Below are 24,867 nucleotides of genomic sequence, written 5' to 3' on the forward strand. Positions count from 1 at the left end.
ACATTATGAAAAAAATATTCTTTTTAATTGGATGTATTGGATTACAACTTAACCTATACTCTCAAGATATAGCAACTGCTCGAACTCAAGGTGAAGGGGCAACTGTCACTATAAGTGGTATTGTAACCAATGGTGATGAATTGGGTAGCCCTATCCGATATATAGAAGATGCTACTGCAGCTTTAGCTATTTATGACCCTGAAGTAATGGGAGGAGTCAATAGAGGCGATAGCATTACAGTTACGGGTGTACTTGTAGATTATAACGGATTACTTGAAGTTCAGCCCGTTAATGACTTAACAAATCACGGAAGTGGATATAGCATTAACCCTCAACTCATAACCCCAAATCAAATCGGTGAGGATACAGAATCCGAACTTGTTAGTATCGAAAATGTTGTGTTTGAAAATGCAGGACAAGTTTTTAGTGTGGGTACTCATAATTTTTCTTCAGATGGGCAAAGCGGTATAATTTATATCAAGGCAGGAAGTAGTTTAGAAAATACGCTAATCCCATCTTGTCCAGTTAAAATGACTGCTATTTCTTCACAATATTCGTTTACAGGATTTGATGGCTATCAATTACTCATAAGAGATGAAAATGACTTTGAATATACTGGCGAAATTTGCTTTAGTTCTGCAGTCACCCAAAGCAACATTACAACATCAAGTTTTGATGTCAATTGGAGCACTAACTTAGAAAGTTACTCTAATGTGTCTTATGGATTAACTCCCGAATTGGAATTGGGTGAAATAAACGACCCTGACAACCTAACTTCTCTTGAACACACTATTAGTTTAGAAAACTTAGAAGCTGGAACAATATATTATGTTCAAGCCTTTTCTAATACGGAAGAAGAAAATGCCTATTCAGCACTATATGCCTTTGCTACCCAATCGACTTCATCAGGAAAAATCCGACTATGCTTCAACAATTCTGTTGATACAAATGTAGCAACCATAGAAAATGCTCAAACCTCAGGGGTATATACTAATGACTCTATCAAAGCATACATTGATAAAGCTATGCACACACTAGACATAGCTATATATAATCATTCTGATGCTATGATTACCTCAGCCATTAACGATGCCTATGAAAGAGGCGTTAGGATAAGATACATCACCTGTGAATCTACTGCTACAATGGCATTAGGAAGTTTGAATGATAATATCCCTGTTTTAGAAAGACCTGAAGTTATGGGAATTATGCACAACAAATTTATTGTTATTGATGCTGATGTTGCCGATAGCACTTGGGTGTTAAGCGGTTCAACTAATTGGACTTCCGAACAGATTTTTAACGACCCAAATCATATCATAATGGTTCAAGATCAATCTGTAGCAAGAACGTACGAGTTAGAATTTAATGAAATGTGGGGTAGCGATGGTGATGAGCCAGACGAAACTAACGCTAAATTTGGAAGTGATAAATCAAACAATACGCCTCACCAATTTATTGTCAACGGCAATCAGTTTGAGGTCTATTTCTCGCCTTCCGATAATACAACCCTAAATATTTCAAACGCTCTTAAAACTGCCGATGAAGAAATTGACTTTGCTTTATTAGTATTTACAAACAATCAATTGGCCAATACAATTGTCGAAAGATACGATGATGGTGTCGAAGTTAATGGAATAATTGAGCAAGTAAATACTCAAGGCTCAGAGTACGATGACCTATTAGATTTAGGTATCAATGTGATGTCCCATCAAGGCTTTGGGGATAGCTTTCACCACAAGTACTGTATCGTAGATCATGCCAATACAGACTCCGACCCACTAGTTATTACTGGTTCTCACAATTGGTCTGGTGCAGCAGAAACTAACAACGATGAAAATACTATGATTATTCACGATGCAAATATTGCCAATCAGTTTTATCAAGAATTTCATCAACGAATGAACGAATTGGAAAATCAAGTGGAGCCTTCTTATAACTGCGTTGGTGAAGCTTGTATAGACCCTATGGACGGAAGTGGTACTTATTCTTCATTGGTCGCTTGTGAATTTGTTTGTACTTCTACCTCAATTGATGAGTTAAAAACACAAAAGATACAAGTTTACCCTAATCCAAATAATGGTAGGTTTACATTACAGCTATTTGGTCAAGAATCTGTAAATATGGAGTATCAGATTATCGATATTCAAGGCAAGACTATCGTTACAGATTATGTAACTATGACCAATGGATTGAACAAAATAGAAATAAAGAAGAGTCTGAAAGCAGGTTTATACTTTATAGAATTTGCTAATAAGCGTATAAAATTCGTTGTACAATAACTAGAGGCAAAAGCGAACAGTCATTTCAAAAAATTCTTGAGGTTTTTCGGCGTGAAGCCAATGCCCTACCTCATCTACTGTTTGTATTTCGGCATCTGTAAAATGCTTGAAGATTAGGTCTTCATCATCATCGTTTATGTAATTGGAATTTCCCCCTTTAATAAATAAGGTAGGTATGGAGCAGATTGCTTCATTATCCAAAGCCTCTCCAACATTAGAAATATTTTGTGAAATGGATTTTAGGTTAAATCTAAAGTCTAATTGCCCTTTTTCTTTCCAATACATACTTTTCAATAAGAATTGACGGACATCGCCCTCTTCAATGTACTCAGATAAAACGGCATCAGCCTGAGAGCGAGATTTTAGAATTGAAAAGTCGAGCATTTTTAGACCTTCAATAATTTTATCGTGATGTATGGGATAAAAACGTGGTGAGATATCAACTATGATTAACTTGGATAAAAATTCAGGATAACTTACTGCAAATTGCATAGCCGTTTTACCGCCTAATGAATGACCTATGATAATGACATCATTCAATTGATTATCTATAATGTATTGATGTAAGTCATTAGATAAGTGCAAATAAGAAAATTCATCTGCGTGAGGAGAACGTCCATGATTACGTTGGTCAATGAGGTGTACCTCAAAATAATCAGCAAACAGTTTAGCTAAAGATTGCCAATTATCGGACATACCGAATAGTCCATGAATAATAAGTAATGGTTGTCCCTCCCCTAAAACTCTAGAAAACAGCTTCACTTTCTCAAACAATTTTTATAACTCTCTATAGTCTTTTCCAAACCCAAATATAATGCATCTGAAATTAGAGCATGACCTATAGATACTTCGTCTAAACAAGGAACAGAAAGAGCAAAGTAATTGAGGTTTTCTAAATTCAAATCGTGTCCAGCATTTATGCCCAATCCTAGTTCTTTTGCTAAAATAGCCGACTCTACAAATGGCTTAACTGCTTTTACTTTGTTTATGGCAAAATGTTGAGCATAGCTTTCTGTATAAAGTTCTATTCTGTCAGTTTGAATTGCCTTAGCTCCCTCTATATACTTAGGTTCAGCTTCAACAAATAAAGATGTACGAATTCCAGCACCTTTAAAATCTGATATAATGGATTTCAAAAAAGACTGATGAGTAAGCGTATCCCAGCCAGCATTAGAAGTTATGGCATCGGGTGCGTCGGGAACTAAGGTCACTTGATGTGGTTTTACAGACAGCACCAAATCAATGAAAGACTTTGAAGGATAACCTTCAATGTTGAATTCTGTCGTAACAATTGGGGCTATTTGACGTACATCATTATAAGTAATATGTCTTTCGTCAGGACGAGGGTGTACCGTAATACCGTCAGCGCCAAAGCGTTCGCAATTAATAGCAGCTTCTAAAACATTAGGCATATTGCCCCCACGTGCATTACGAATTGTTGCAATTTTATTAATGTTTACACTTAACTTTGTCATTAATAGATGAGATTATAAATACGGGGACAAAGGTAAAAATACTATGTTTGCCAAGTGTTATGATTACAAGAAAACTCATATCTAAGGAAATACAAACCATCACCCTAGAATATTCTGGAGCTGAAGCGTTAGCTATTATGCAAGAATATCATCTTTCTCATATAGCTATCTTATCCAATAATGAACTTCTAGGCGTAATCTCGGAGGAAGACATCTGGGGAATGCACGATGAAAACAATAAATTAGATAGTATAAAGGATAAGATACAACAAATTTTTATGCCTTTGGGTAAAGATGTTTTTGAAGTCATTAACTATATGGACGAACATAAGCTGAGTTTGCTACCTATGTTAGCTAGTGGAAAATACATTGGCTGTATAACTTATGAATCCATTATAAGCTCTTTGGCATCAATTGTAGCTATTCAAGAAAGTGGTGGTGTTATCATCTTAGAAATGATGAAAAAAGAATACTCTATGAGTGAAATTGCTCAAATTGTAGAAAGTAACGGAGCGCGTATATTGAGTGCTTATATTACCGACGTTGACGATAGAGATGTTATTAAAATTACACTAAAACTTAACATTATAGACATCGCTCCAGTCATTCAGACTTTCGAACGGTACAAATATACTGTAGCTGCAAGCTATAATCAGTCAGAGAGTGAAGATAATCTTGGCGATAGATACGATTTATTAATGAGGTACCTCAACCCCTAATGCGACTAATCCTAACATTTTTAATAGTAATTATTGCTTTTACCTCTTATTCTCAAGAGGTGTTTAGAGTAAACTCTATTGAAATAGAAGGTAATAAGGTAACCAAAAGAGCAACGGTCTTGAGAGAATTGTCCTTCCAAATCGGTGATTCCTTGACACTTAAAGAATTTAACGAAAAACTCAAACAAAGTGAGTTAAACATTGGCAGTCAATGGCTCTTCAACTTTGTGGACATTGTCCCCTCTTACAATCAAAATGAGATTGATGTAACCATTGAAGTTGTAGAACGTTGGTATGTTTGGCCTTATCCGATTTTAGAAATTTCTGAACGTAATTTTAACGTTTTTTGGGATAGCTTAAAAAACTCCAATTACACTGATTTTTCTAGACTTAATTATGGTGTTTTTCTCAATTGGTACAATTTCAGAGGGCGCAATGAACTCTTAAAACTAAAATTTAGAAAAGGCTATAAAGAACATTATTTATTTGAATACGATATTCCTTACATCAACAAAAGCAAAACACTAGGAACAATACTCAATGTAGAATTGTTTAGAATGAAGCAATTTCACTATAAAACAATAGATAATACCTTGTTGTATGAGAGCTATGACGACCAACATTTTTTAAATTGGAATAGTGCCTTTACACTCCAATATAAAAAGGATTTAAACCTAACCCACAGACTGAGCATAAAACATTCATGGTTTGAAATTCCCGAAGATATTCAAACATTAAACCCTAATTTTTTAGGAAATGATAAACATGAATTTGAATTTTCTACACTAGAGTATCAGTATGAAAACGAAAAAAGAAATTCTAGTTCATATCCAACAAAAGGTTCTTTTAATGAAGTATTAATTTCTGCTCATAGAGGTCGAAACACCGACTTCAATAACTTTAAAATTATCGCTAAAACAGAAAATCATTTTGTACTAAAGCCAAGATGGTTCATAGGCAATAGCATTAAAGCAAAAGCGCAAACTAATACGACACTTCCTTACATTTTAAACGAATCATTAGGTTTTGAAGATTACCTCAGAGGCTACGAATATTATGTAATTGATGGAGAACATTATGCTATGGCTAAAACAGCTATTAAGTACGAACTAGTACCTAAGCAAAAATTAGATGTTCCATATTTGAAAATGGAACAATTCAAAAAAAGCTATTATTCTTTTTACTTCAGTATATTTGCTGATATGGGAGTAGTCATTGACAATCAATACGCAGAGCAAAACGCCTTAAACAATACCTTCTTGTTTAGTCAAGGTATCAGTCTTGATTTTGTAACATATTATGACAAACTCTTGCGACTAGAATACAGTAGAAACCATCTCAATGAATGGGATTTTTATATCCATTTTTCAAATCCATTTTAATAATGAGAATTGCACTTTTTGGCACACAATTTAATTCCGCTAAAGCAAAATATGTTCAGCATTTAGTCAATAAGCTAGAACAAGAAAATGTTAAATTAATCATAGAAAATCAATTTTATGATAATCTAGTAGATATTGACTTCAAAAAAGAGTTTGAAACTTTCGAAACACCACAAGAATTAAAAGAAAAAGCCGATATTTTATTAAGTATTGGTGGTGATGGCACTTTACTTGGAGCAATTACCTTTGTTAGAGATTCTGACATTCCAATTTTAGGAATTAACACAGGAACACTCGGATTTATCTCAAGTGTTTCTACCGATCAAATAGAATACGCTATCAATCACTTGCTAAAAGGTGAATATAACATCAAGCAAAGAACCTTATTGCAATTAGAAAGTGAGAATAATTTATTTGGTGATACCAACTTTGCACTTAATGAAGTTACTGTACTGAAAAAAGACACCTCGTCTATGATTCGTGTTCATGCCTATCTAGACGATGAATTTATTAATACCTACTGGGCAGATGGGCTAATTATTTCTAGTCCTACTGGTTCAACAGGCTATTCTCTAAGTTGTGGCGGTCCTATTGTACTTCCAGGCACAAATAATTTTATTATTACTCCTATTGCTCCACACAATTTAAATGTACGTCCTATTATAGTTTCTGACGAATCAAAAATTACCTTAAAAGTTTCTGAACGTGATGAACTTGCTTTGGTAGCACTAGATAGCCGTTCTAGAGCTATAGGTCCAGAATTGGAGTTATGCATTCGAAAAGCTGATTATAAGGTAAAATTAATACAATTTGATAAGCAAAGTTTTATTTCAACCATTAGAGAAAAACTAATGTGGGGTAAGGACAAAAGAAATTAACACTATTAAACCATAAATACCTATATTTGTGCGTTAGGTATTAATAACCGTATTATTTAGATGAAAAGACTAATCATTTTTATTTTTTCTGTATTAACTTTCTCTTCGTACAGTGCTTTTTCACAAGGAATAGATCCTTATTCTGAATTAGGTGTAATGCTAGGCACTTCTTATTACATTGGAGATTTAAACGATCAACATCTTCGATTAGCAAGACCAGCAACAGCTTTACAATACAAAACAAATCTAAACAGAAGATTTGCAATAAGAGGAGGTATATCAGTAGGAGAGCTCAGAGGAAGTGACAAACTCAATGATGTGGATACTGCTAAATTCAACAGGAATTTACATTTCAAATCTTCTATATATGAACTTTCAGGCATTATAGAGTTTAACTTTTTTCCTTATGAAACAGGCAATTTAAGATATCCTTTTACTCCTTATATTTTTACAGGAATTTCTATGTTCAACTTCAATCCTCAGGCTAGGAAGTTTGACACAAACACACCGTTTGACAACGATGGAAATCAAACCAACAATGAATGGATAGACCTACAACCGCTAGGTACAGAAGGTCAGTATTCTAGTCAGTATCCTGAGAAAGACCCCTATCAGCTTATTCAATTCGCTATACCTGTTGGTATGGGTTTCAAAGCAAGTTTAGGTGATAGGTTTAGTATGGCCATTGAATACGGTTTACGTAAAACCTTTACCGACTACATCGATGATGTCGGAGGAATTTATGCTAGTCCACAATATCTTTTTATGGAAAATGAAGACGCTGCTAATCTTTCTGATAGAAGTATCGCACTTCAAAATTATATCGCTAGTAACCCAGGGGCAGATATTACCACATGGACTGGCAATACCAATAGAATCAGAGCTAATGAAAACTTATGGAACGATTGGTATTACTTCGCTGGACTGACACTTTCATACAAGATTTACACTAAACCTAAAGTCTGTCAATACTAATCGATGATTCAACATACTGACATCAACAAAGACACTTTACCCCAACACGTCGCTATTATCATGGATGGTAATGGCAGATGGGCTAAGAAGCAGTCTAAAATTAGAATTTTTGGGCACAAAGTAGGAGTCAAGGCTGTAAGAGATACCGTTGAAGGTGCTGCAGAGTTGGGCTTAAAATACCTTACGCTTTACGCTTTTTCCTCAGAAAATTGGAATAGACCCAAAAATGAAATTGATGCGCTTATGGAATTGTTAGTCAATACCATTCTTGATGAGACCAAAACGCTAATGGATAATAACATAAGACTACAAGCCATTGGTAATTTAGAAGATTTACCCGATAAATGTCTTCAAAATCTCAATTCAACAATAGAAAAAACGGCTAATAATTCTCGTATGACTTTGGTATTAGCACTAAGCTACAGTTCAAAGAAAGAGCTTGCTCAGGCTGTAAAAAGTATCGTTAAAAAAGTACAAGAAGGAGAACTGAAAAGTGAAGATATTAATGAAGACACCATACAAAATCATCTATTCACACACAATATTCCTGACCCAGAGTTGTTAATACGAACAAGTGGCGAACAACGAATTAGTAATTTTTTATTGTGGCAAATAGCTTATTCGGAATTATATTTCACCGAAATATTATGGCCTGACTTTAGAAGAGAACATCTTTTCGAGGCAATTACAAACTACCAAAAAAGAGAAAGAAGGTTTGGTAAAACTAGTGAACAAATTGAAAAAGAAAATGCTTAAGAATAGTATACTCATATCTATAGTTTGTCTATTTATAAGTCATTTTACAATAGCTCAAGTGAGTCTGTCTAGCACAAATTTTGACTACTCCAATCCTAAAGAGTTTAGCATAGGCGGCATTGATGTAGAAGGCACAAAATTTCTAGACCATAAAACACTCATTCAACTATCTACTCTTGAAGTTGGTTCAAGAATTATGGTTCCCGGCGATAAGCTCACTAAGGCTAGTCGCATATTATGGCAACAAGGTCTATTCTCAGATGTTCAAATACGAGTCAAGTCAATTCAAGGAAATTCCATTTTCTTTACCCTATACCTAGAGGAAAGACCTCGATTATCCAAGTTTAAATTTGAGGGCATAAAACGCTCTGAGATAGATGCTATACGTGACAAAATTAAACTAGCAAGAGGTAAAATCATTACTGAAAATGTCATTATCAACACCAAAAATATCATTGCTAGTCACTTTAAGGAAAAAGGATTTTTGAATGTGAATACTACTGTAAGCCAAGTGGTGGATACCATTACCAAAAATCACGTCATACTGGTTTTGAATATCGAAAAGGGTAAAAAAGTAAAAATCGGAACAATTGACTTTGAAGGTAATGAAGTCTTTTCCGACAAACGCCTTAAACGTTTGATGAAAGACACCAAGGAAAAGAAATTCTTCAGGATTTTCAAAGCATCGAAATTTCTAGATGAAGCCTATAAAGACGACAAAGAAAAAATCATTGCTAAATACAACGAAAAAGGACTCCGAGATGCTAAAGTTATTAGCGACACTATAATATACAACAAAGAGGAAGAACTACTTGATATTGACTTAAAGATAAACGAAGGTAAAACATACTATTTTGGAGACATTACCTTTGTAGGGAACACTAAATATTCGAATAACGAACTAGCTGCATTAGTAGGCATCAACAAAGGTGACATTTTCGACCAAAGCGTTCTAGAAACTCGAGTTTTAGGCAGCCCAGATAGTAGAGATGTTCACTCCATTTACCTAGACAATGGTTATTTATTTTCGCAGGTAACACCCATAGAAACTGAAATTCGAAACGATACAATAGACATTGAGGTTAGAATCTATGAAGGACTTCAAGCCAGAATCAATAGAGTGTCAGTAAGTGGTAATTCTAAAACCAACGACCACGTTATTATGCGTGAGATACGCACCAAACCGGGCGATTTATTTAGTCGTTCAGACATCATGCGTTCACAAAGAGAAATTGCTACCCTCAACTATTTTGATCCTGAAAAACTGAACATAGATGTTGAACCCAATCAAGAAGAAGGAACGGTAGATTTAAATTATATCGTTGAAGAAAAGTCCTCCGACCAAGTGGAATTACAAGGTGGGTACGGCGCAGATAGAATAATAGGAACATTTAGGGTATCCTTCAACAACTTCTCTGCCAAGAATATGTTTAAAAAAGGCGCATGGTCACCATTACCGTCTGGTGATGGACAACGTCTTAGCCTGTCAGCTACATCAAATGGAGTACAATTCCAATCCTACAACATCTCATTCACTGAGCCATGGTTAGGTGGTAAAAAACCAAATTCTTTGACTATTGGTGCTTACCATTCGATTACGTCAAACGGGTTAGATAGAGATGATGAAAATAGAGGTGTTTTTAAAGTAACTGGCGCGTCCTTTGGGTTAGGAAAACGCTTGAAATGGCCAGACGACTTTTTCACACTTTATCAGAATATCAGTTTGAAAAAATACTTGGTTGATAAATATAGCTTTGGCAACTTTAATGATGGCACATTCTATAACATGTCTTACTCTTTTGTATTGGGAAGAAATTCAGTTGATCAACCTACTTTCCCAAGAAAAGGTTCAAACATGAAGCTATCCGTTCAGCTAACACCTCCATATTCTGTGCTAGATGGTATTGATGACTATTCAGAGTCAGAGATTGAAGACTTAAACACATGGGTAGAATACCACAAATGGAACTTTGGGGCGAATTGGTTCAATAGCCTTGCAGATAAGTTAGTACTAAAAACAAACTTAGAATACGGTCTAATTGGAAAATACAGTGACGATAAAGAGCTGACACAATTCGAACGATTCTACGTTGGTGGTGACGGACTGAGCGGTTATGCTGTAGATGGTAGAGAAGTCATTGCCTTAAGAGGTTATGAGAATAATTCATTATCGCCAAGTAATGGAGCAACCATTTACAACAAATATACTTTAGAGCTAAGATATGCGTTATCATTAAATCCACAGTCTCCTATTTTTGCTCTAGCATTCTTAGAAGCTGGTAATACTTGGAATATGACTAATAAATTTAATCCATTTGACATCAAACGTTCTGCAGGAGTAGGAATACGAATGACGATTCCTATGATGGGAATTATGGGTGTGGACTGGGGATATGGCTTTGATGAAATTCCGGGTAGCCCAACATCAAGTGGAAGTCAATTCCATTTTTCAATTAATCAACAATTTTAATACTTTAGCACCGATGAAAAAGTTAATTCTCATATCACTAATATGTTTGACATCTATAGGTGTCAATGCTCAAAAGTTTGCCTATGTTGATTCGGATTATATCCTTGAACGTATGCCCGAATACGGTTCTGCACAAGAGCAATTGGATAAACTGTCACTAAATTGGCAAGAGGAAATAGAAGAGCTATACCAGCAGATTGATCAGCTTTATAAAAAATACCAAGCAGATAAAGTCTTGCTTACTCAAGAGATGAAAAACAAAAGAGAAAGTGAAATCATCAATAAAGAAAAAGACGCTAAAGAATTACAGAGAAAAAGATTTGGTCCAGAAGGGGATTTATATACCAAACGAAAAGAGCTAATACAGCCCATACAAGATAAGGTATATAACGCCATACAGGATTTCTCTAACGAAAAAAGATATGACATTATCTTTGACAAATCAAGTAATTTGATCATGCTTTTTAGCAACCCTAGCCTAGATAAAAGTGATGATATTTTAAATATGTTAGGCTACAAATAATTTATTAATTTAAACACTAAAACAATGAAAAAAGTATTATTGACCCTAGTTTTGTCCTTAGCCGTAATGTTATCGACACAAGCACAAAGTAAATTTGGATACCTCAATTCTAACGAGCTTTTGGCTATGATGCCTGAGAGTCAGTCTATGCAAGAGGAATTACAAACCTATGCTAAAGGTTTAGAATCTCAGTTAACTGCCATGCAAGCAGAATACGAAAAAAAAGTAGTGGAATATCAACAAAATGAAACCTCATACTCTGACATTATCAAAGAAGATAAAATTAGAGAGATTGAAGGAATACAGCAGCGTGTTATTGAGTTTCAGAAAAACGCTCAACAATCTTTAGGTGAAAAAGAAGCTGAATTGTTTACTCCAATACGAGAGAAAGCTATGGCAGCCATAGACAAAGTTGCTAAAGAAGGCAAATACACCTTTATATTCGATTCAGGAGCTGGAAGTTTCTTGTATGCCGCAGAAAGTGAAAATGTACTAAACTTAGTCAAGTCTAAATTAGGACTATAACAATCGATATATCATTTTAAAAAAGCAGTTTGTAACAAACTGCTTTTTTTATGCTATTTTAGTTAAGTGAATAAGGATAATCCCATAGGTATTTTTGACTCAGGTATAGGAGGGCTAACGGTAGCTAAGGCTATTCGCTCACTTTTACCCCATGAAAGTTTGCTTTATTTTGGAGATACCAAGCACTTGCCTTATGGTGAAAAATCAGCACATGCCATTCAAGAGTTCTCAAAAAATATCGCTCTTTTTCTCAAGCAAAAGAATTGTAAAATGATTGTTATTGCCTGTAATACGGCATCTTCAGTGGCCTACGATACCATAAAAAATGAATGTCCAGATATTGAAATTGTAAATGTCATAGACCCCATAGTCAATCGTATTACTACTAGTAAGGATACAAATACTATAGGTGTAATCGGAACTAAGGGAACTATCAATTCAGATGTATATCCTCAAAAAATAAAATCTATAAATCGTAAAATCATCGTAAAATCATTGGCTACCCCCCTGTTAGCCGCTATGATAGAAGAAGGTTTTTTTAACGACAAAATTAGCCAAGCTATCGTTCATAATTACCTCAAAGACCCAGCTCTTGAGGGAATTGACAAGTTAATTTTGGCTTGTACACATTACCCACTTATTTACGAAGTAATCAGGGACTTTTACCCTAAAGAAATAGAAATTATAGACTCGGCGAGTCATGTTGCTTTACACATTAAAGACGTTCTTAGCGACAAACAATTACTTGCTCATCAAAGTCAAAAGCATAAATTCTATGTTTCTGATTATACCCTTTCTTTCGAGAAGTCTGCAAAATTCTTTTTTGGAGAAGATATTCATTTGGAAGAGGTTAGCTCTATTCACTAAACCAAGAGGAGTACATTACATAATTGTTGGCAATACCTTCAATTAGTCGAGCCGTTTGTTCTTGACTCAGACTTTTTACCTTTTTGGCAGGTACACCAGCGTAAATACTACCACTTTCAACCAGCGTTCCTTCTAACACAACAGCTCCAGCAGCAATAATAGAATTGCTTTCAACCACCACACCGTCCATAACAATAGCACCCATACCTATCAAAACATTATTATAAATGGTACAGCCATGAACCAAAGCATTATGACCTATAGACACATTATGGCCAATTTCGGTGGGGTGTTTTTGATAAGTACAATGAATAACCGCCCCGTCTTGAACATTAACCTTGTTGCCCATTTTTATATAATGCACATCACCTCGAACCACAGCGTTAAACCAAATGCTACAAGATTCACCCATTACAACATCGCCAACAAGGGTAGCATTTTCTGCTAGATAGCAACCCTCTCCCATTACGGGACTTTTACCATTTACTGTTTTGATTAGAGCCATAATTTTATTTCCAAAGATAAAAGAATGGCGTAACTTTGCGAAAATCTTAATTATGACCAAAATACCTACATCATTATACAGTGAAGCAACGCCCAACCCAAGGGTAATGAAGTTTACGGCTAACCGTATGTTAGTTGATCAAAACATATACGAATTCAATAACAGAGCTGAGGCTTCGGCCTCCCCTTTGGCTTTAGAATTGTTTGGCTTCCCTTTTGTGGAGAGTGTCTTCATCAGTAATAATTTCATTTCTATCACTAAAAAAGACAATGGTATAGAATGGAGTGATATTATTTTGGAAATGCGTGAATTCATAAGGGATTATCTAGTCGATGGAGGAAGTGTTATTAACGAAGATGCTTCACCCAAAAAAAGCAAGACCGTTACTCATAAAGAAGAACTCAAAAGAGAGTTTAGTGACATAGAAAAGAAGATTGCTGATTTATTAGATGAATACGTAAGACCAGCCGTAGAGCAAGACGGTGGCTTTATCTCGCTCAAAAAATTTGAAAAAGGTATCGTAACCGTATCTTTACAAGGAGCATGTAGCGGTTGTCCATCTTCTAGTATGACATTAAAGTCAGGCATTGAAGGTTTGTTAAAAAGGGAAATGCCCGAAGAAATTGTGGAAGTTATTGCTGATAATGACTAAATCCATAGTCATATCATTGGTGTTAATTCCATTTCTATTATTGGGACAAAGCAAGACCGAAAACTTTCATTTTGGCTTACAGTTTAAGCCCATTATTGCAGCAGCTTATTTTGATGCTGGTGATGAATCTGCACAATGGGAGAACTACAATTTTGAGCTATCGCCACGCTTTGGGCAATCCTTAGGAATGATAGTAAGGTACCAGTTGAGCTCTACTTTTTCAACCGAAACAGGCTTGAACCTCGTCAATAGAAGGTATCAATTAGGCATTGACAATAGTGAAATAGGGTTGCAAGACTTGAGCAATTTCACCTTACGTTCCTATGAATTACCTGTTCAGATTTTGTCCTACGTCAAAGTTTCTGAAAAGTATTATTTAAATGCTGCCTTTGGCAATTCCTTTAATATTTTTGCTTCAGATGTCATAAGCTTTGGCGAAGAAAATCCTTATTTCTTTCAAAGTACGTCTAGAAGAAAACGCACTCAATCGGCTTTGATTGCCAATTTAGGAATGGAATACAGAACCCTTGAAAAGGGCATCTTTTATTTGGGCTTTAGCTTACACAGACCTTGGAAAAACACCGCAAGAAGTTATCCTGAATTTGATGATGGCAGCAATTCTTTCAACACCCAAGCTCCGGGCGGAAATAATGTCAAATACATGGATATTTCGGGCAATTATTTAACCCTCGACTTACGCTATTTCTTTCCTCAAAAATAATAGTATATTCACTTTTGAAGATGTAAGATTTTTGAAAGTATAGAAAGAGCGTTTGATATTAATTTATATTTTTTGTAATTTTATGCTCAACCTTTAGTTCAAAATAATTTAACATGCTTAACCTTAATTCACTCCTCACTTTAGTGTGTGTTATGTTTTTTTCTGTTATTTCTATGGCTCAACCACTGACCAATGGAATGGGCATCATTACGCATTGGACAGGTTTTAGTGGTGAATGGGATGCTTTTAGCATATACGAAACAGAAAACAATGCCTCTGCCACTCTCGGTCAGAATTGGGCAACAAACTTCAATACACCAGCCGACCCAGCAGTACATGATTCTTGGAAAGGAACCAATATGGGTGATGTCTTTGGCATTGCCATAGATGCCGATAAAAACGTCTATTTCAGTGCTACCAAAGCCATATCATCGAGTGGGTCAACAGGTACATCGGCAGGTGTTGCTGGAGATGGTGGCGTCTATAAAATGGATGCTAATACTTGGATGGTAACACCATTTATTTTTACTGGAAATGGTGCTAATGAAATCCCCAATCAAGGTAATGGCTTAGGAAATATAGCCTATGACAAATGGAACAATCAGTTGTTCATTACCAATTTTGAAGATGGTAACATTTATCGCTTTGATATGCAAGGCAATCTACTCTCTACCTTCGACCCTTTTACTGCCAATAGTACCGAGCTAGGTACATTTAGTGGACATGGAGAAGCGTTATGGGGCATTAATGTTTATGGCGATACTGATGGCGTAAAGGTTTACTTTTCATTATGGACAGAAGACAATTCACTATCCGACCCTAGTGGTGACAACAATTCGGTTTGGTCAGTTGACTTAGATGCTACAGGAGATTTTACAGGAAGTGAAAGTCTGTGCTTTGCCTTGGAGGACAATACAGGTAGTTTTATGAGTGGGATAGTTGGAGCCTCATATCCTATTTCTGATATTACTTTCAGTAGTGATGGCAAAATGTATGTTTGTGAAAAAGTACAAGGTGGCTGGGGAGCCTTTGGGGGCTGGAATGATTTGTTTACCCCTGGTGCACATAGCTCACGACTGTTTGAATACCAAAAAATTGCTGGCGTGTGGACACGCACTGTAAAATATGCTGTCGGTAACTACAATACGCCTAACGATGCTGACAATACCACAGGTGGTGTAGCTTTAGGAAATAGACAACTTCCAAATGGAGAAATAGAATGCGAAAAAATAATTTGGGCATCGGGAGACGCCTTACGATTCAGTGGTTATAATGATTTAGCAGGACAAGATTACGTTTATGGTCTTACTGGCATACCCGTAGAAGGAAACTCTAACGACCCTAGTGATGCCAATTATGTGCAACTAAGTAGTATTTACATAGACGTGGACTATACTGGAACAGGCAGCAATGGTGGGCAAAAAATGTCTTTTGGCGATATCGAAATATATTCTGATGCTATTAGTGAAGCTACTTTTACGGTAAGTCCAAATACGACTATCTGTCCCGGAGCATCTATACAGCTCAATGTAAGTGGTGGTACTAATTACGAATGGAGTCCATCTGCTACATTGGACGATAATACCTCAGACAGCCCAACTGCTAGTCCTACTCAAAATACCATTTATACCGTAACAGGAGAGGGAAGCTGTGGCGGTAGAGATACCGTTAGTGTAAGTATAAGTATTGATGATTTTACCTTTTCTTTAGGTCCCGATTTGGCTATTTGTGAAGGCATAAGTGGTGTTTCTTTAGATGCCGGTAGCAATGCTATTGCATACATCTGGAACACAGGGCAAACCTCTCAAACCATTAGTGTAAACGATGAAGGAATATATAGCGTTAGTGTAACAAGTCCAGCCGGTTGCGACTATACTGACGAGGTATCGGTAGAAAACAAATTCTTGCCCACAGTAGTATTTAGTACTCCTAACGACTCGGCATGTCCTCCAGCTAAATTTAGCCTTATTGATGAAAGCATACCTCAAGAAGGCGACCCCATAGTAGCTTGGAATTGGCAAATTGATAACCAAAATTTTAATACCTCATCTACTAATGTGGATTTAGCCAACTCAGGAAGTTATGGCGTAAGTTTGGAGGTAACAACAGAATTGGGCTGTGTAGCAACTCTAAGTTTGAATGACTACCTCACGGTACATGACTTGCCAAGTCCAAACTTCATAACGGAGCCAGAAGAAATTAACAACTGCGACAAAACCATCAAATTAATTAACTTCTCTACCGGCTACGATTCTTTAAGCTGGAACTTTGGCGATGGCGTGGTGAGTAGTGAAGATACCTCTGACTATTACACCTATTCGGAAGTAGGCAACTACATCATTCAACTAAATTTAGTTAATGAATTCGGATGTGAAAACGTCTTTCATAGAGAAATTAATCCAGTAGCAAGTATTCCTTTTTATACGCCCAATGCTTTTACGCCAGATGGCGATGAGCTCAACGAAACTTTCATACCACAATTGGGCTGTACCGATGGTTTTGAATTTTGGGTCATGAACCGTTGGGGCGAAGTTATATTCTATAGCAACGATATCAATGTAGGCTGGGACGGTACTTACAACAAGCAAAGATGCCCTCTAGGCGTGTACTCTTGGAAAGCACGATACAATGGTGCCAAAACCAACCAAATCAAATTGGGCGAAGTACATCTTATGAATTAACTCTAAGTTTTTATTATCTTCGTTGTACAGTGATGTCTATTAAATAGACGATATACTGATATACAATTTAGGCTATGAAATTTTACTTTCTGATTAGTTTTCTACTCATAAGATTGCTATCCTATTCTCAGTGGATAGACATTACACCTGATTTTGATTTACTACAACCAATTTTCTTTTTTGATATAGATATAATCGATGAAAACAATGTTTACTTTACAGGAAGTTCTGGTAGTGGCAGTGTTATTGTAAAATCAATTAATCAAGAAGAAAAATGGGATTTAACTAAAATTGAATTGCCTAGAAAAACTATCGGTATTTCCTAATCCTACCAATGAACGCGCTGTAGTGCTGTGGCAACAAGCCACAGCAGGTGTCAGTCAGCTAAGAGTAAGCGATATCAATGGACAGATTGTTTGGGAAGAACAACAAAGGAGTCATATAGGCACTAATGCCAAAGTCCTTGAAACAGCATCTTGGTCTGCTGGTATGTATATGGTACAAATTACTAGCAATGGAATGAGACAAAGTACCAAACTACTTAAAGTACACTAGTTATGAAAAAATCTATTTTATTTATATGTATAGCAGTAACACATACTCTCTTTTCACAAGAAGTGACTTTTGAACACCTTTTTCAAGAAGATGAATATGCCCTTTCAATTACTGAAGGCCCTAATGAAGGCTTTCTAATTGGAGGAACAATAAAATTCTTAGACAACCCAGTGGAGTGGGGCTATGCCCACGCCACACATTTCAATGCTCAAGGCAATATCGAATGGCAACAGTCTTATTTTCAAAATGAAAATAATTACGAAGAAGAAAAGTGGTTTACTTTTAGAAAGGTGCTACACCATAAATCCTCTAACAAATGGTTTGGCCTTACAAATAGAATTTTTGTTAGTTATATACAGGGTGAAAATATTAATACCCAAAGGGGTTACCCTATACTAAGCAAACACTTCAATGAGGGCTCAATGCAATGGCAGAAAGAGGTGCATGATACCTTAACTACTTATACAACCAATTCCACTTTTGAAATGATTTTTTCAAGCGATTCCAATGCCATTTATCTTAATATTTTGAGTAATGATGGAGAAATAATTAAAAAATACAGTTTGGATGGAGAGTTGCTTTGGGAAAACCGTAATTTGAATGAGCATAATTTATACGCCGACCCTTACCAACAGCGCTTTTTCGTTTATGGCAGACATAGCAATAATGAAGTTATATTCCACGACATCAATGAAGAAAGTGGAGCCCTAATTAATAGCTACATTACTCATGGTTTTGATGAAATATACGACATAAAAGCCCGTGAGGGGGGAGGCTATTGGTGCATAGGAGAAGAAGGTATAGGATCTGATTTAATACTAGCGGCTTTGGGTGAGCAGATGGATACCCTGTGGACTAAAAGCATACAGGGTCCTCAACATCCCATATCTTATCAATTAAATGATTTTTCCGAATTTTTTCCCAACAACAACGTACACATCGTTACATGCAATCAAAAATACTTTACCGAACCTGATCGTGGCTTAGTCATCGCCTTAGATACCAATATGGACACCCTCTGGACCTATCAGCACTTTAAAGGGGATACCTCTTCACGTATTCGAGATGCCACTCGCCTTAAAGATGGCTCAGTAATAGTCACTGGAAACTATGGCATTCCAAATGATTTTCACCATGGCTCATTTGTCTTCAAAATTGGTGTGGATGGTAGTGTGGGTCTATCTGAAAACATGCCTTTTCAAGACAAAGCACCCTACCCCAACCCTACAAATAGTGTGTTGCATACCCACAACAATACAGAAAAAAGCATCTACAACTTGCAAGGGCAATTGCTATGGCAAGGCAAGGATAAAAGCATAGAGGTCAGGCATTGGCAAAAAGGCATGTACCTGTTAAGAACTAAAGACAAAACTTACCGCTGGATGAAACAGTGATTACTAATCGTAAACGGGTTTTTTGTATTCCCGCATCTGTTGGGTAGGCTCTAAAATGTCATAGCCTTGCCATAGGCTATCGTCAAACTGTTCCACATATATAACCTTCATTTTTTTGCTCTGCTCAAAATGGTGGTAATCCGTGGGGCTAATATCCTCATGAGACAAAAGCAAACATTCAAAAGACTGCTGAGTCCTTACTTGCATATCTATAGCCCCTTTTAGCTCAAGTATGGTTTTGTCAAAAAGTGCTTTCTTCCTCTTTTTCAATAGGGCAAGTTTTCTATCAATACCAAAGCTAGAAACCTTTTTGAATGAAAAGTATTTGAGATGATAACGCTCATCTGTTTTCTCAAAATTGACAGATATTTTATATTCTTCTTCTTTAAAACTAATTCCCATCAGCTTGAAGTTCCTGCCGTGTTTGTCCTCAGCATAGTGAAAGTCGGCTCTGAGCAAGGCATAAGACGATAAACTGATGTATAACCTACCCTCATAAAGACCTTTGTTATTGGGCGCAAAATCTATGATGTAAATGTCCTGTCCTTGAAGTCGTGTGCCTCCCACCAAAGTGAAGCTATAACGAGAAGGTTTGTGCAAAAAGTCCCACATATCCTCATTATCGAATTGATAATCGCTCAAATCATAATACAAATTATTAGCAAAGTCCTCTACTGCCATTTCGTCTTCTTGCAAATTCAAAGTCGTGTCTTGAAAATCAAAGCCTACCTTACCACCAATAATTCCTGTTTTTATTTTCCAATACTCTAAGCTATCGGTTTTCTTAAACGCATCTTCAAAAACTTGGGTTAGTTGATCTATCTCTGTAATGTCTTTGTCTTTTAAACTAACTACCTTTTTGGGCTTTATCTTAATGCGAAGGCTATCTGTTTTATCTGGTGAGCTTAGCATTTCGCCTAAAAAGTCGGTATAAGAAGTGGAGTGACGAGGCATTTTTTGTTGTGCCGTAGCTATGGCGTCTTGGTCTATTTCGGAAATGGTGCTTTTCTTATAGTCTAGCTTAAATAACAATAAATCCGACTCATCTCGTTTTCTGACAAATACCTCAGATGCCGAATAATCCTTGTGATAGTTGCTATCGGCATACAGCAAAACTTGTTGGACAATAAATTCGGGGTCTTGCTCACGACCAAAAATCAAAGTCTCGCTAATGTTAATGATGTTTTCTTCTAAATGAACATCAGCAGAATGCAATAAGTCGCTAATGGCAACATCTTTAATCTGATAGCCCATATACTGAAAACGAACGCTATCTTGTAGTCCAAAAGCAGAAATATCAATAGTATATTGCCCTTGTTCGTTGCTAATAACCCCAGTATTGCTGTTTAACACAAAAACAGTAGCATACATCAAAGGTTGTTGGCTATTGGAGTCATAAATCATACCTTTCAAAAGGCTATTGGTCTTGTCTTGAGCAAAGAGTTGTAGGCTAAAACACAATAACAAAACAAGAAGTTTATACGTTTTCATAGGGCTTGAATTTGTGTCATAAACGTTCATTTTCTACAAAAATTTTAAACCAAAAAAAAGCCAACTTCCGTTGGCTTTATCATTAGAGTCCTAAACTCTTTTTTACGTCACCGTTCAGTAAATGGGTGCTTGGGTCTTCTAAGCATTCTTTAACTCTGACTAAGAAGCCTACCGATTCTCTACCGTCAATGATACGGTGGTCATAAGATAAGGCTACGTACATTATGGGTCTTATCTCTACTTTTCCGTTGACTGCCACAGGGCGTTCTACAATGTTGTGCATCCCCAATATCGCCGATTGTGGCGGGTTGATAATTGGTGTGGACAACATAGAACCAAATACCCCACCGTTAGTAATGGTAAAGGTGCCGCCCAACATTTCGTCAGGGGTAATTTTTCCATCTCTAGCACGTAATGCCAATCGCTTGACTTCCGATTCTACTTCTTTAAAATTCATCAATTCGGCATTGCGAATAACTGGTACCATCAGCCCTTTAGGAGCACTTACTGCTATACTGATATCAGCATAGTTGTGGTAAATCACTTCCTTGTCGTCTATCTGAGCATTGACGTCTGGAAATTCCATCAGTGCCGTAGTTATGGCTTTGGTAAAAAAGGACATGAAACCTAAACTGACATCGTACTTGTCTTTAAAGGCTTCTTTGTATTCTTTTCGTATAGCAAAAATTGCAGACATATCCACTTCGTTGAAAGTGGTTAGCATAGCTGTTTCGTTCTTGACAGATACCAAACGCTGAGCCACCTTTCTTCTGAGCATAGACATTTTCTTACGCTCTGTGCCTCTTGGTCCATCGGTCTTAACAGATGCCATAGCTTCCATCACATCCTCTTTCAAAATCTTTCCTCCTTCGCCACTTCCTTTGACGTCTTTGGGAGATAAATCGTTTTGCGAAATAATGGCTTTGGCTAAAGGTGTTGCCTTAGCATCTACTGACTTCGTAGGGCTTGGCGTACTAACTGCTGGTGCTGACTCTGGTGCTGGTGCTGTAGTTTTGGCTTCTCCAACACCATCGGTATCAATGATACACACCACTTGACCTACCTCCACGGTATCGCCTTCTTCGGCTACCAACTTAATGATGCCGCTTTCCTCGGCTGGTAAAGCTAAGGTGGCTTTGTCCGAATCTACTTCAGCAATTTCTTGATCTTTTTCAACATAGTCACCGTCTTCCACCAACCATTGAGCGATTTCAACTTCGGAGATAGACTCTCCCGGACTAGGTACTTTCATTTCTAATAGCATAACCTTCTATTTAAAAACTTCTTCTATAATTAATCGTTGTCTGTGAGCCGCTTGCTTAGACGAGCCAGAGGCAGTAGCTGCACTTGGTCTAGAGGCAATTAACTCAAAAGGTAAGTGTTGTAATCGATTTAGGATATGTGTCCAAGCTCCCATATTTTTAGGTTCTTCTTGTACCCATATCAAAGGCTTACCTTTATACTTTTCTAATACAGTATTAATCTGTTCTTGTGGTAATGGATAGAGTTGTTCTAAACGAACTAAGGCCACGTCCATACGAGCTGTTTTCTCTCTCTCTTGCAGTAATTCGTAATAGATTTTACCGCTGCAAAAGACTACTTTTTCTACTGCCGATGGCTTAACTTGTACATCGTCTATTAACTCTTGGAATCGCCCCGTTGACAAATCTTCTAATGTAGATACGCACAAGGGGTGACGCAATAAACTTTTAGGAGTAAATACAACCAAAGGCTTTCTAAACTCTCGTCTGAGTTGTCTTCTCATAACGTGGAAAAAGTTAGCCGGTGTGGTGCAATTGACCATCTGCATATTGTGCTTGGCACACATCTGCAAATAGCGTTCCATTCTAGCACTGGAGTGTTCAGCACCTTGTCCCTCATAGCCGTGAGGCAAGAGCATAACCAAACCATTATAGGTTTTCCATTTGTCTTCGGCACTAGAGATAAACTGGTCTATCATAATCTGAGCACCATTGCTAAAATCTCCAAATTGAGCTTCCCAAATGGTTAGACTATTCGGTAGTGCCATAGCGTAACCGTAATCGAAACCCAAGACTCCATATTCTGATAACAGAGAATTATAAGCCTCAAACTGAGCCTCAGGGTTAATGCTATTCAAGGGTACTATTTCTTGCTCGGATTGTTCTAACTTCAATACGGCATGACGGTGAGAAAAGGTTCCCCTTTCTACATCTTGCCCACTCAAACGTATAGGATTGCCTTCATGCAATAGCGTACCATAAGCCAACAATTCAGCCATTCCCCAATCCAGTTGGTTTTTTTCTTCCACCATCTTCTTCTGATCCGCCAACAAGCGTTGGGTCTTTTTAAACAGAGAGTCGTGTTGAGCTACCGTATATATTTTTTTAGCCACCTCTTTGAGTATATCAATAGGCACTGAAGTGTCTGGCGAGGATACAAAGTCGGCATCTTTAGATTTTCTAAAGCCTTCCCATTCACTTTGCATAAAACGAGTGATATGAGCCTTTTCTATTTCTTTGGATTCATCAAAGCGGTCTTGTAACAACTGCTTAAATTCTTGCTCCATCTCCTTGGCAATGTTAGCACCAACAATCCCTTCACTAATCAATTTTTGGTTATAAATTTCTCTAGGATTAGGGTGCTTACTAATGGCTTTATAGAGCATAGGTTGCGTAAAACGAGGCTCGTCACCTTCGTTGTGACCATACTTTCTATAACACAGTAAATCTATAAATACATCTTTATGAAACTTTTGTCTGTACTCTACCGCCATTTCCATAGCATGAACTACGGCTTCTACATCGTCACCATTGACATGAAAAACGGGCGATAAGGTCACTTTGCCTACATCGGTGCAATAGGTACTAGAACGGGCATCTAAATAATTGGTTGTAAAGCCCACCTGATTGTTTATTACAATGTGTATAGTACCTCCTGTTTTATAGCCATCTAATTGTGCCATTTGTATGACTTCATAGACTACGCCTTGCCCTGCTAATGCCGCATCACCGTGAATAAGTATAGGGACTATCTTGGAGTTATCTCCCTTATGATTTTGGTCAATCTTTGCTCTTGCTATACCTTGTACTACAGGGTCAACAGCTTCCAAATGCGATGGATTAGGTGATAGGGACATTTTTACTTTCTTGCCGTTATTACAGGCTTGTTCGGATGTGTAACCCAAATGGTATTTTACATCACCAGCAAAAAGGTGGTCTTCGTACTCTTTACCTTCAAACTCGGAGAAAATGTCTCTATAAGTTTTGTTGAAAATATTGGCTAAAACATTAAGTCGCCCCCTATGTGCCATACCCATAACGAATTCCTCAACTCCTATGTCTGCTCCTTTTTCTATCAGTGCGTCTAATGCTGGAATAAGAGCTTCAGCACCTTCCAAAGAGAAACGTTTTTGACCGACAAACTTAGTGTGCATGAAATTTTCAAAAGCTACCGCTTGATTGAGTTTGCGTAGAATTTGCTTCTTTTCTTGAGGACTGAACGTTGGGGTATTGCTATTTTTATGCAATCTATTTTTTATCCATTCTACTTGGTCGGGCTTACGGATATACATGTACTCCACGCCAATAGATTGACAATACACCTGCTTGAGATGTGTGATGATATCTTTTAAACTAGATGGTCCTATACCCACTTGACTACCCGCTTGAAAAACCGTTTCCATATCGGATTCTTCAAGTCCAAAATTTTCAATATCTAATGTGGGGGAATATTTTCTTCTCTCACGAACAGGATTGGTATGTGTAAACAAATGACCGCTTTTACGATAAGCGTCAATAAGGTTTATGACTTGAAATTCTTTCTTAAAGGTTTCTGGTACTTCGTCTTCTTCAGAATAAACTTCTTTAGCGAAATCGAAACCTGTGAAGAAATTACGCCATTCTTCATTTACCGACTCGGGGTTTTCAATGTACTGCTCGTACATGATTTCTATCATGTTGGTATGAACTGCCCCTAGAAAAGAAAATTTGTTTGCCATCAATTTTTCAGTTAAAGCAAAACTATTGAATTTTATT

22 protein-coding genes are annotated in these 24,867 nt (G+C 36.9%); 16 read left to right on the plus strand and 6 right to left on the minus strand.

Translation table 11 applies throughout. The features are described 5' to 3' along the window. Positions 1-5 precede the first annotated feature (5 nt). The gene (locus tag ISP71_02470; GenBank protein MBL6662945.1) at positions 6-2,282 is read left to right on the plus strand and encodes a T9SS type A sorting domain-containing protein; all 2,277 of its coding nucleotides are present in this window, start codon (positions 6-8) and stop codon (positions 2,280-2,282) included. Here ISP71_02470 and ISP71_02475 read toward each other — a convergent pair whose 3' ends face one another. Together ISP71_02475 and ISP71_02480 are read right to left on the minus strand one after the other, a co-directional pair. Continuing rightward, positions 2,283-3,044, minus strand: coding sequence for an alpha/beta fold hydrolase (locus ISP71_02475; GenBank protein MBL6662946.1), 762 nt, complete (start codon positions 3,042-3,044; stop codon positions 2,283-2,285). It abuts the gene before it with no gap. After that, positions 3,041-3,757, minus strand: coding sequence for a pyridoxine 5'-phosphate synthase (locus ISP71_02480; GenBank protein MBL6662947.1), 717 nt, complete (start codon positions 3,755-3,757; stop codon positions 3,041-3,043). The genes ISP71_02475 and ISP71_02480 overlap by 4 nt, the downstream gene beginning before the upstream one ends. Between ISP71_02480 and ISP71_02485 the strand changes: the two genes are divergently transcribed. From ISP71_02485 to ISP71_02525, 9 genes are all read left to right on the plus strand, one after another. Then, positions 3,751-4,476: a CBS domain-containing protein gene (locus tag ISP71_02485; GenBank protein ID MBL6662948.1), complete on the plus strand. Its 726-nt coding sequence runs from the start codon at positions 3,751-3,753 to the stop codon at positions 4,474-4,476. The genes ISP71_02480 and ISP71_02485 overlap by 7 nt on opposite strands. Then, positions 4,476-5,858 carry a hypothetical protein gene (locus ISP71_02490; protein MBL6662949.1) on the plus strand — a complete coding sequence of 461 codons (1,383 nt, stop codon included), beginning with the start codon at positions 4,476-4,478 and terminating at the stop codon, positions 5,856-5,858. Before ISP71_02485 ends, ISP71_02490 begins: the two co-directional genes overlap by 1 nt. Positions 5,859-5,860: 2 nt before the next feature. Further along, complete coding sequence (locus ISP71_02495) at positions 5,861-6,736, plus strand: NAD kinase (GenBank protein MBL6662950.1); 876 nt, start codon at positions 5,861-5,863, stop codon at positions 6,734-6,736. A 60-nt stretch (positions 6,737-6,796) separates the two neighbouring features. After that, the gene (locus ISP71_02500) at positions 6,797-7,711 is read left to right on the plus strand and encodes a hypothetical protein (protein MBL6662951.1); all 915 of its coding nucleotides are present in this window, start codon (positions 6,797-6,799) and stop codon (positions 7,709-7,711) included. Between the two features lie 3 nt (positions 7,712-7,714). Next, complete coding sequence (locus tag ISP71_02505) at positions 7,715-8,467, plus strand: isoprenyl transferase (GenBank protein ID MBL6662952.1); 753 nt, start codon at positions 7,715-7,717, stop codon at positions 8,465-8,467. Continuing rightward, entirely contained in the window at positions 8,439-10,937 is a 2,499-nt protein-coding gene (gene bamA, locus ISP71_02510; GenBank protein ID MBL6662953.1) for an outer membrane protein assembly factor BamA, read from the plus strand. Before ISP71_02505 ends, bamA begins: the two co-directional genes overlap by 29 nt. Before the next feature lie 13 nt (positions 10,938-10,950). Beyond that, positions 10,951-11,460 (plus strand): OmpH family outer membrane protein, encoded by a 510-nt coding sequence (locus ISP71_02515; protein MBL6662954.1) that lies wholly within the window; start codon positions 10,951-10,953, stop codon positions 11,458-11,460. 24 nt (positions 11,461-11,484) lie between these two features. Then, complete coding sequence (locus tag ISP71_02520; protein ID MBL6662955.1) at positions 11,485-11,985, plus strand: OmpH family outer membrane protein; 501 nt, start codon at positions 11,485-11,487, stop codon at positions 11,983-11,985. A 66-nt stretch (positions 11,986-12,051) separates the two neighbouring features. Further along, entirely contained in the window at positions 12,052-12,852 is an 801-nt protein-coding gene (locus tag ISP71_02525; GenBank protein MBL6662956.1) for a glutamate racemase, read from the plus strand. Here the strand turns inward: ISP71_02525 and ISP71_02530 are convergent. Continuing rightward, entirely contained in the window at positions 12,842-13,357 is a 516-nt protein-coding gene (locus tag ISP71_02530; GenBank protein ID MBL6662957.1) for a gamma carbonic anhydrase family protein, read from the minus strand. The genes ISP71_02525 and ISP71_02530 overlap by 11 nt on opposite strands. 43 nt (positions 13,358-13,400) lie before the next feature. Here ISP71_02530 and ISP71_02535 point away from each other — a divergent pair, with 43 nt between their 5' ends. The 6 genes from ISP71_02535 to ISP71_02560 all read left to right on the plus strand — a co-directional run bounded on the left by ISP71_02535 (position 13,401) and on the right by ISP71_02560 (position 19,360). Beyond that, positions 13,401-14,009 carry a NifU family protein gene (locus ISP71_02535; protein ID MBL6662958.1) on the plus strand — a complete coding sequence of 203 codons (609 nt, stop codon included), beginning with the start codon at positions 13,401-13,403 and terminating at the stop codon, positions 14,007-14,009. Next, entirely contained in the window at positions 14,002-14,730 is a 729-nt protein-coding gene (locus tag ISP71_02540; GenBank protein MBL6662959.1) for a hypothetical protein, read from the plus strand. Before ISP71_02535 ends, ISP71_02540 begins: the two co-directional genes overlap by 8 nt. Before the next feature lie 113 nt (positions 14,731-14,843). Next, positions 14,844-17,411, plus strand: coding sequence for a gliding motility-associated C-terminal domain-containing protein (locus tag ISP71_02545; protein ID MBL6662960.1), 2,568 nt, complete (start codon positions 14,844-14,846; stop codon positions 17,409-17,411). 74 nt (positions 17,412-17,485) lie between these two features. Further along, complete coding sequence (locus ISP71_02550) at positions 17,486-17,737, plus strand: hypothetical protein (protein MBL6662961.1); 252 nt, start codon at positions 17,486-17,488, stop codon at positions 17,735-17,737. After that, a complete protein-coding gene (locus tag ISP71_02555) occupies positions 17,703-17,966 on the plus strand; it encodes a T9SS type A sorting domain-containing protein (protein MBL6662962.1) in 264 nt (87 codons plus the stop codon). Before ISP71_02550 ends, ISP71_02555 begins: the two co-directional genes overlap by 35 nt. A 2-nt stretch (positions 17,967-17,968) precedes the next feature. Then, a complete protein-coding gene (locus tag ISP71_02560; GenBank protein MBL6662963.1) occupies positions 17,969-19,360 on the plus strand; it encodes a T9SS type A sorting domain-containing protein in 1,392 nt (463 codons plus the stop codon). 3 nt (positions 19,361-19,363) lie between these two features. On the opposite strand, the gene ISP71_02565 is transcribed toward ISP71_02560, so the two are convergent. The 3 genes from ISP71_02565 to ISP71_02575 form a co-directional block, all read right to left on the minus strand. Then, complete coding sequence (locus tag ISP71_02565; GenBank protein ID MBL6662964.1) at positions 19,364-20,851, minus strand: carboxypeptidase-like regulatory domain-containing protein; 1,488 nt, start codon at positions 20,849-20,851, stop codon at positions 19,364-19,366. A gap of 82 nt (positions 20,852-20,933) precedes the next feature. After that, complete coding sequence (gene odhB / locus ISP71_02570; GenBank protein ID MBL6662965.1) at positions 20,934-22,115, minus strand: 2-oxoglutarate dehydrogenase complex dihydrolipoyllysine-residue succinyltransferase; 1,182 nt, start codon at positions 22,113-22,115, stop codon at positions 20,934-20,936. Positions 22,116-22,121: 6 nt separating this feature from the next. Beyond that, on the minus strand, positions 22,122-24,830 hold the full coding sequence (locus tag ISP71_02575; protein MBL6662966.1) for a 2-oxoglutarate dehydrogenase E1 component: 2,709 nt from the start codon (positions 24,828-24,830) through the stop codon (positions 22,122-22,124). Between the last annotated feature and the right edge of the window lie 37 nt (positions 24,831-24,867).

This window comes from Flavobacteriales bacterium, assembly GCA_016779995.1.
Lineage (GTDB): Bacteria > Bacteroidota > Bacteroidia > Flavobacteriales > UBA7312 > UBA8444.

Coding starts and splice junctions, on each gene's coding strand:
- ISP71_02470 (MBL6662945.1), top strand. CDS start 6: ATGAAAAAAATATTCTTTTTAATTGGATGTATTGGATTACAACTTAAC.
- ISP71_02480 (MBL6662947.1), bottom strand. CDS start 3,757: ATGACAAAGTTAAGTGTAAACATTAATAAAATTGCAACAATTCGTAAT.
- ISP71_02490 (MBL6662949.1), top strand. CDS start 4,476: ATGCGACTAATCCTAACATTTTTAATAGTAATTATTGCTTTTACCTCT.
- ISP71_02495 (MBL6662950.1), top strand. CDS start 5,861: ATGAGAATTGCACTTTTTGGCACACAATTTAATTCCGCTAAAGCAAAA.
- ISP71_02500 (MBL6662951.1), top strand. CDS start 6,797: ATGAAAAGACTAATCATTTTTATTTTTTCTGTATTAACTTTCTCTTCG.
- ISP71_02505 (MBL6662952.1), top strand. CDS start 7,715: ATGATTCAACATACTGACATCAACAAAGACACTTTACCCCAACACGTC.
- ISP71_02515 (MBL6662954.1), top strand. CDS start 10,951: ATGAAAAAGTTAATTCTCATATCACTAATATGTTTGACATCTATAGGT.
- ISP71_02520 (MBL6662955.1), top strand. CDS start 11,485: ATGAAAAAAGTATTATTGACCCTAGTTTTGTCCTTAGCCGTAATGTTA.
- ISP71_02530 (MBL6662957.1), bottom strand. CDS start 13,357: ATGGCTCTAATCAAAACAGTAAATGGTAAAAGTCCCGTAATGGGAGAG.
- ISP71_02540 (MBL6662959.1), top strand. CDS start 14,002: ATGACTAAATCCATAGTCATATCATTGGTGTTAATTCCATTTCTATTA.
- ISP71_02545 (MBL6662960.1), top strand. CDS start 14,844: ATGCTTAACCTTAATTCACTCCTCACTTTAGTGTGTGTTATGTTTTTT.
- ISP71_02550 (MBL6662961.1), top strand. CDS start 17,486: ATGAAATTTTACTTTCTGATTAGTTTTCTACTCATAAGATTGCTATCC.
- ISP71_02560 (MBL6662963.1), top strand. CDS start 17,969: ATGAAAAAATCTATTTTATTTATATGTATAGCAGTAACACATACTCTC.
- ISP71_02565 (MBL6662964.1), bottom strand. CDS start 20,851: ATGAAAACGTATAAACTTCTTGTTTTGTTATTGTGTTTTAGCCTACAA.
- odhB (MBL6662965.1), bottom strand. CDS start 22,115: ATGCTATTAGAAATGAAAGTACCTAGTCCGGGAGAGTCTATCTCCGAA.
- ISP71_02575 (MBL6662966.1), bottom strand. CDS start 24,830: ATGGCAAACAAATTTTCTTTTCTAGGGGCAGTTCATACCAACATGATA.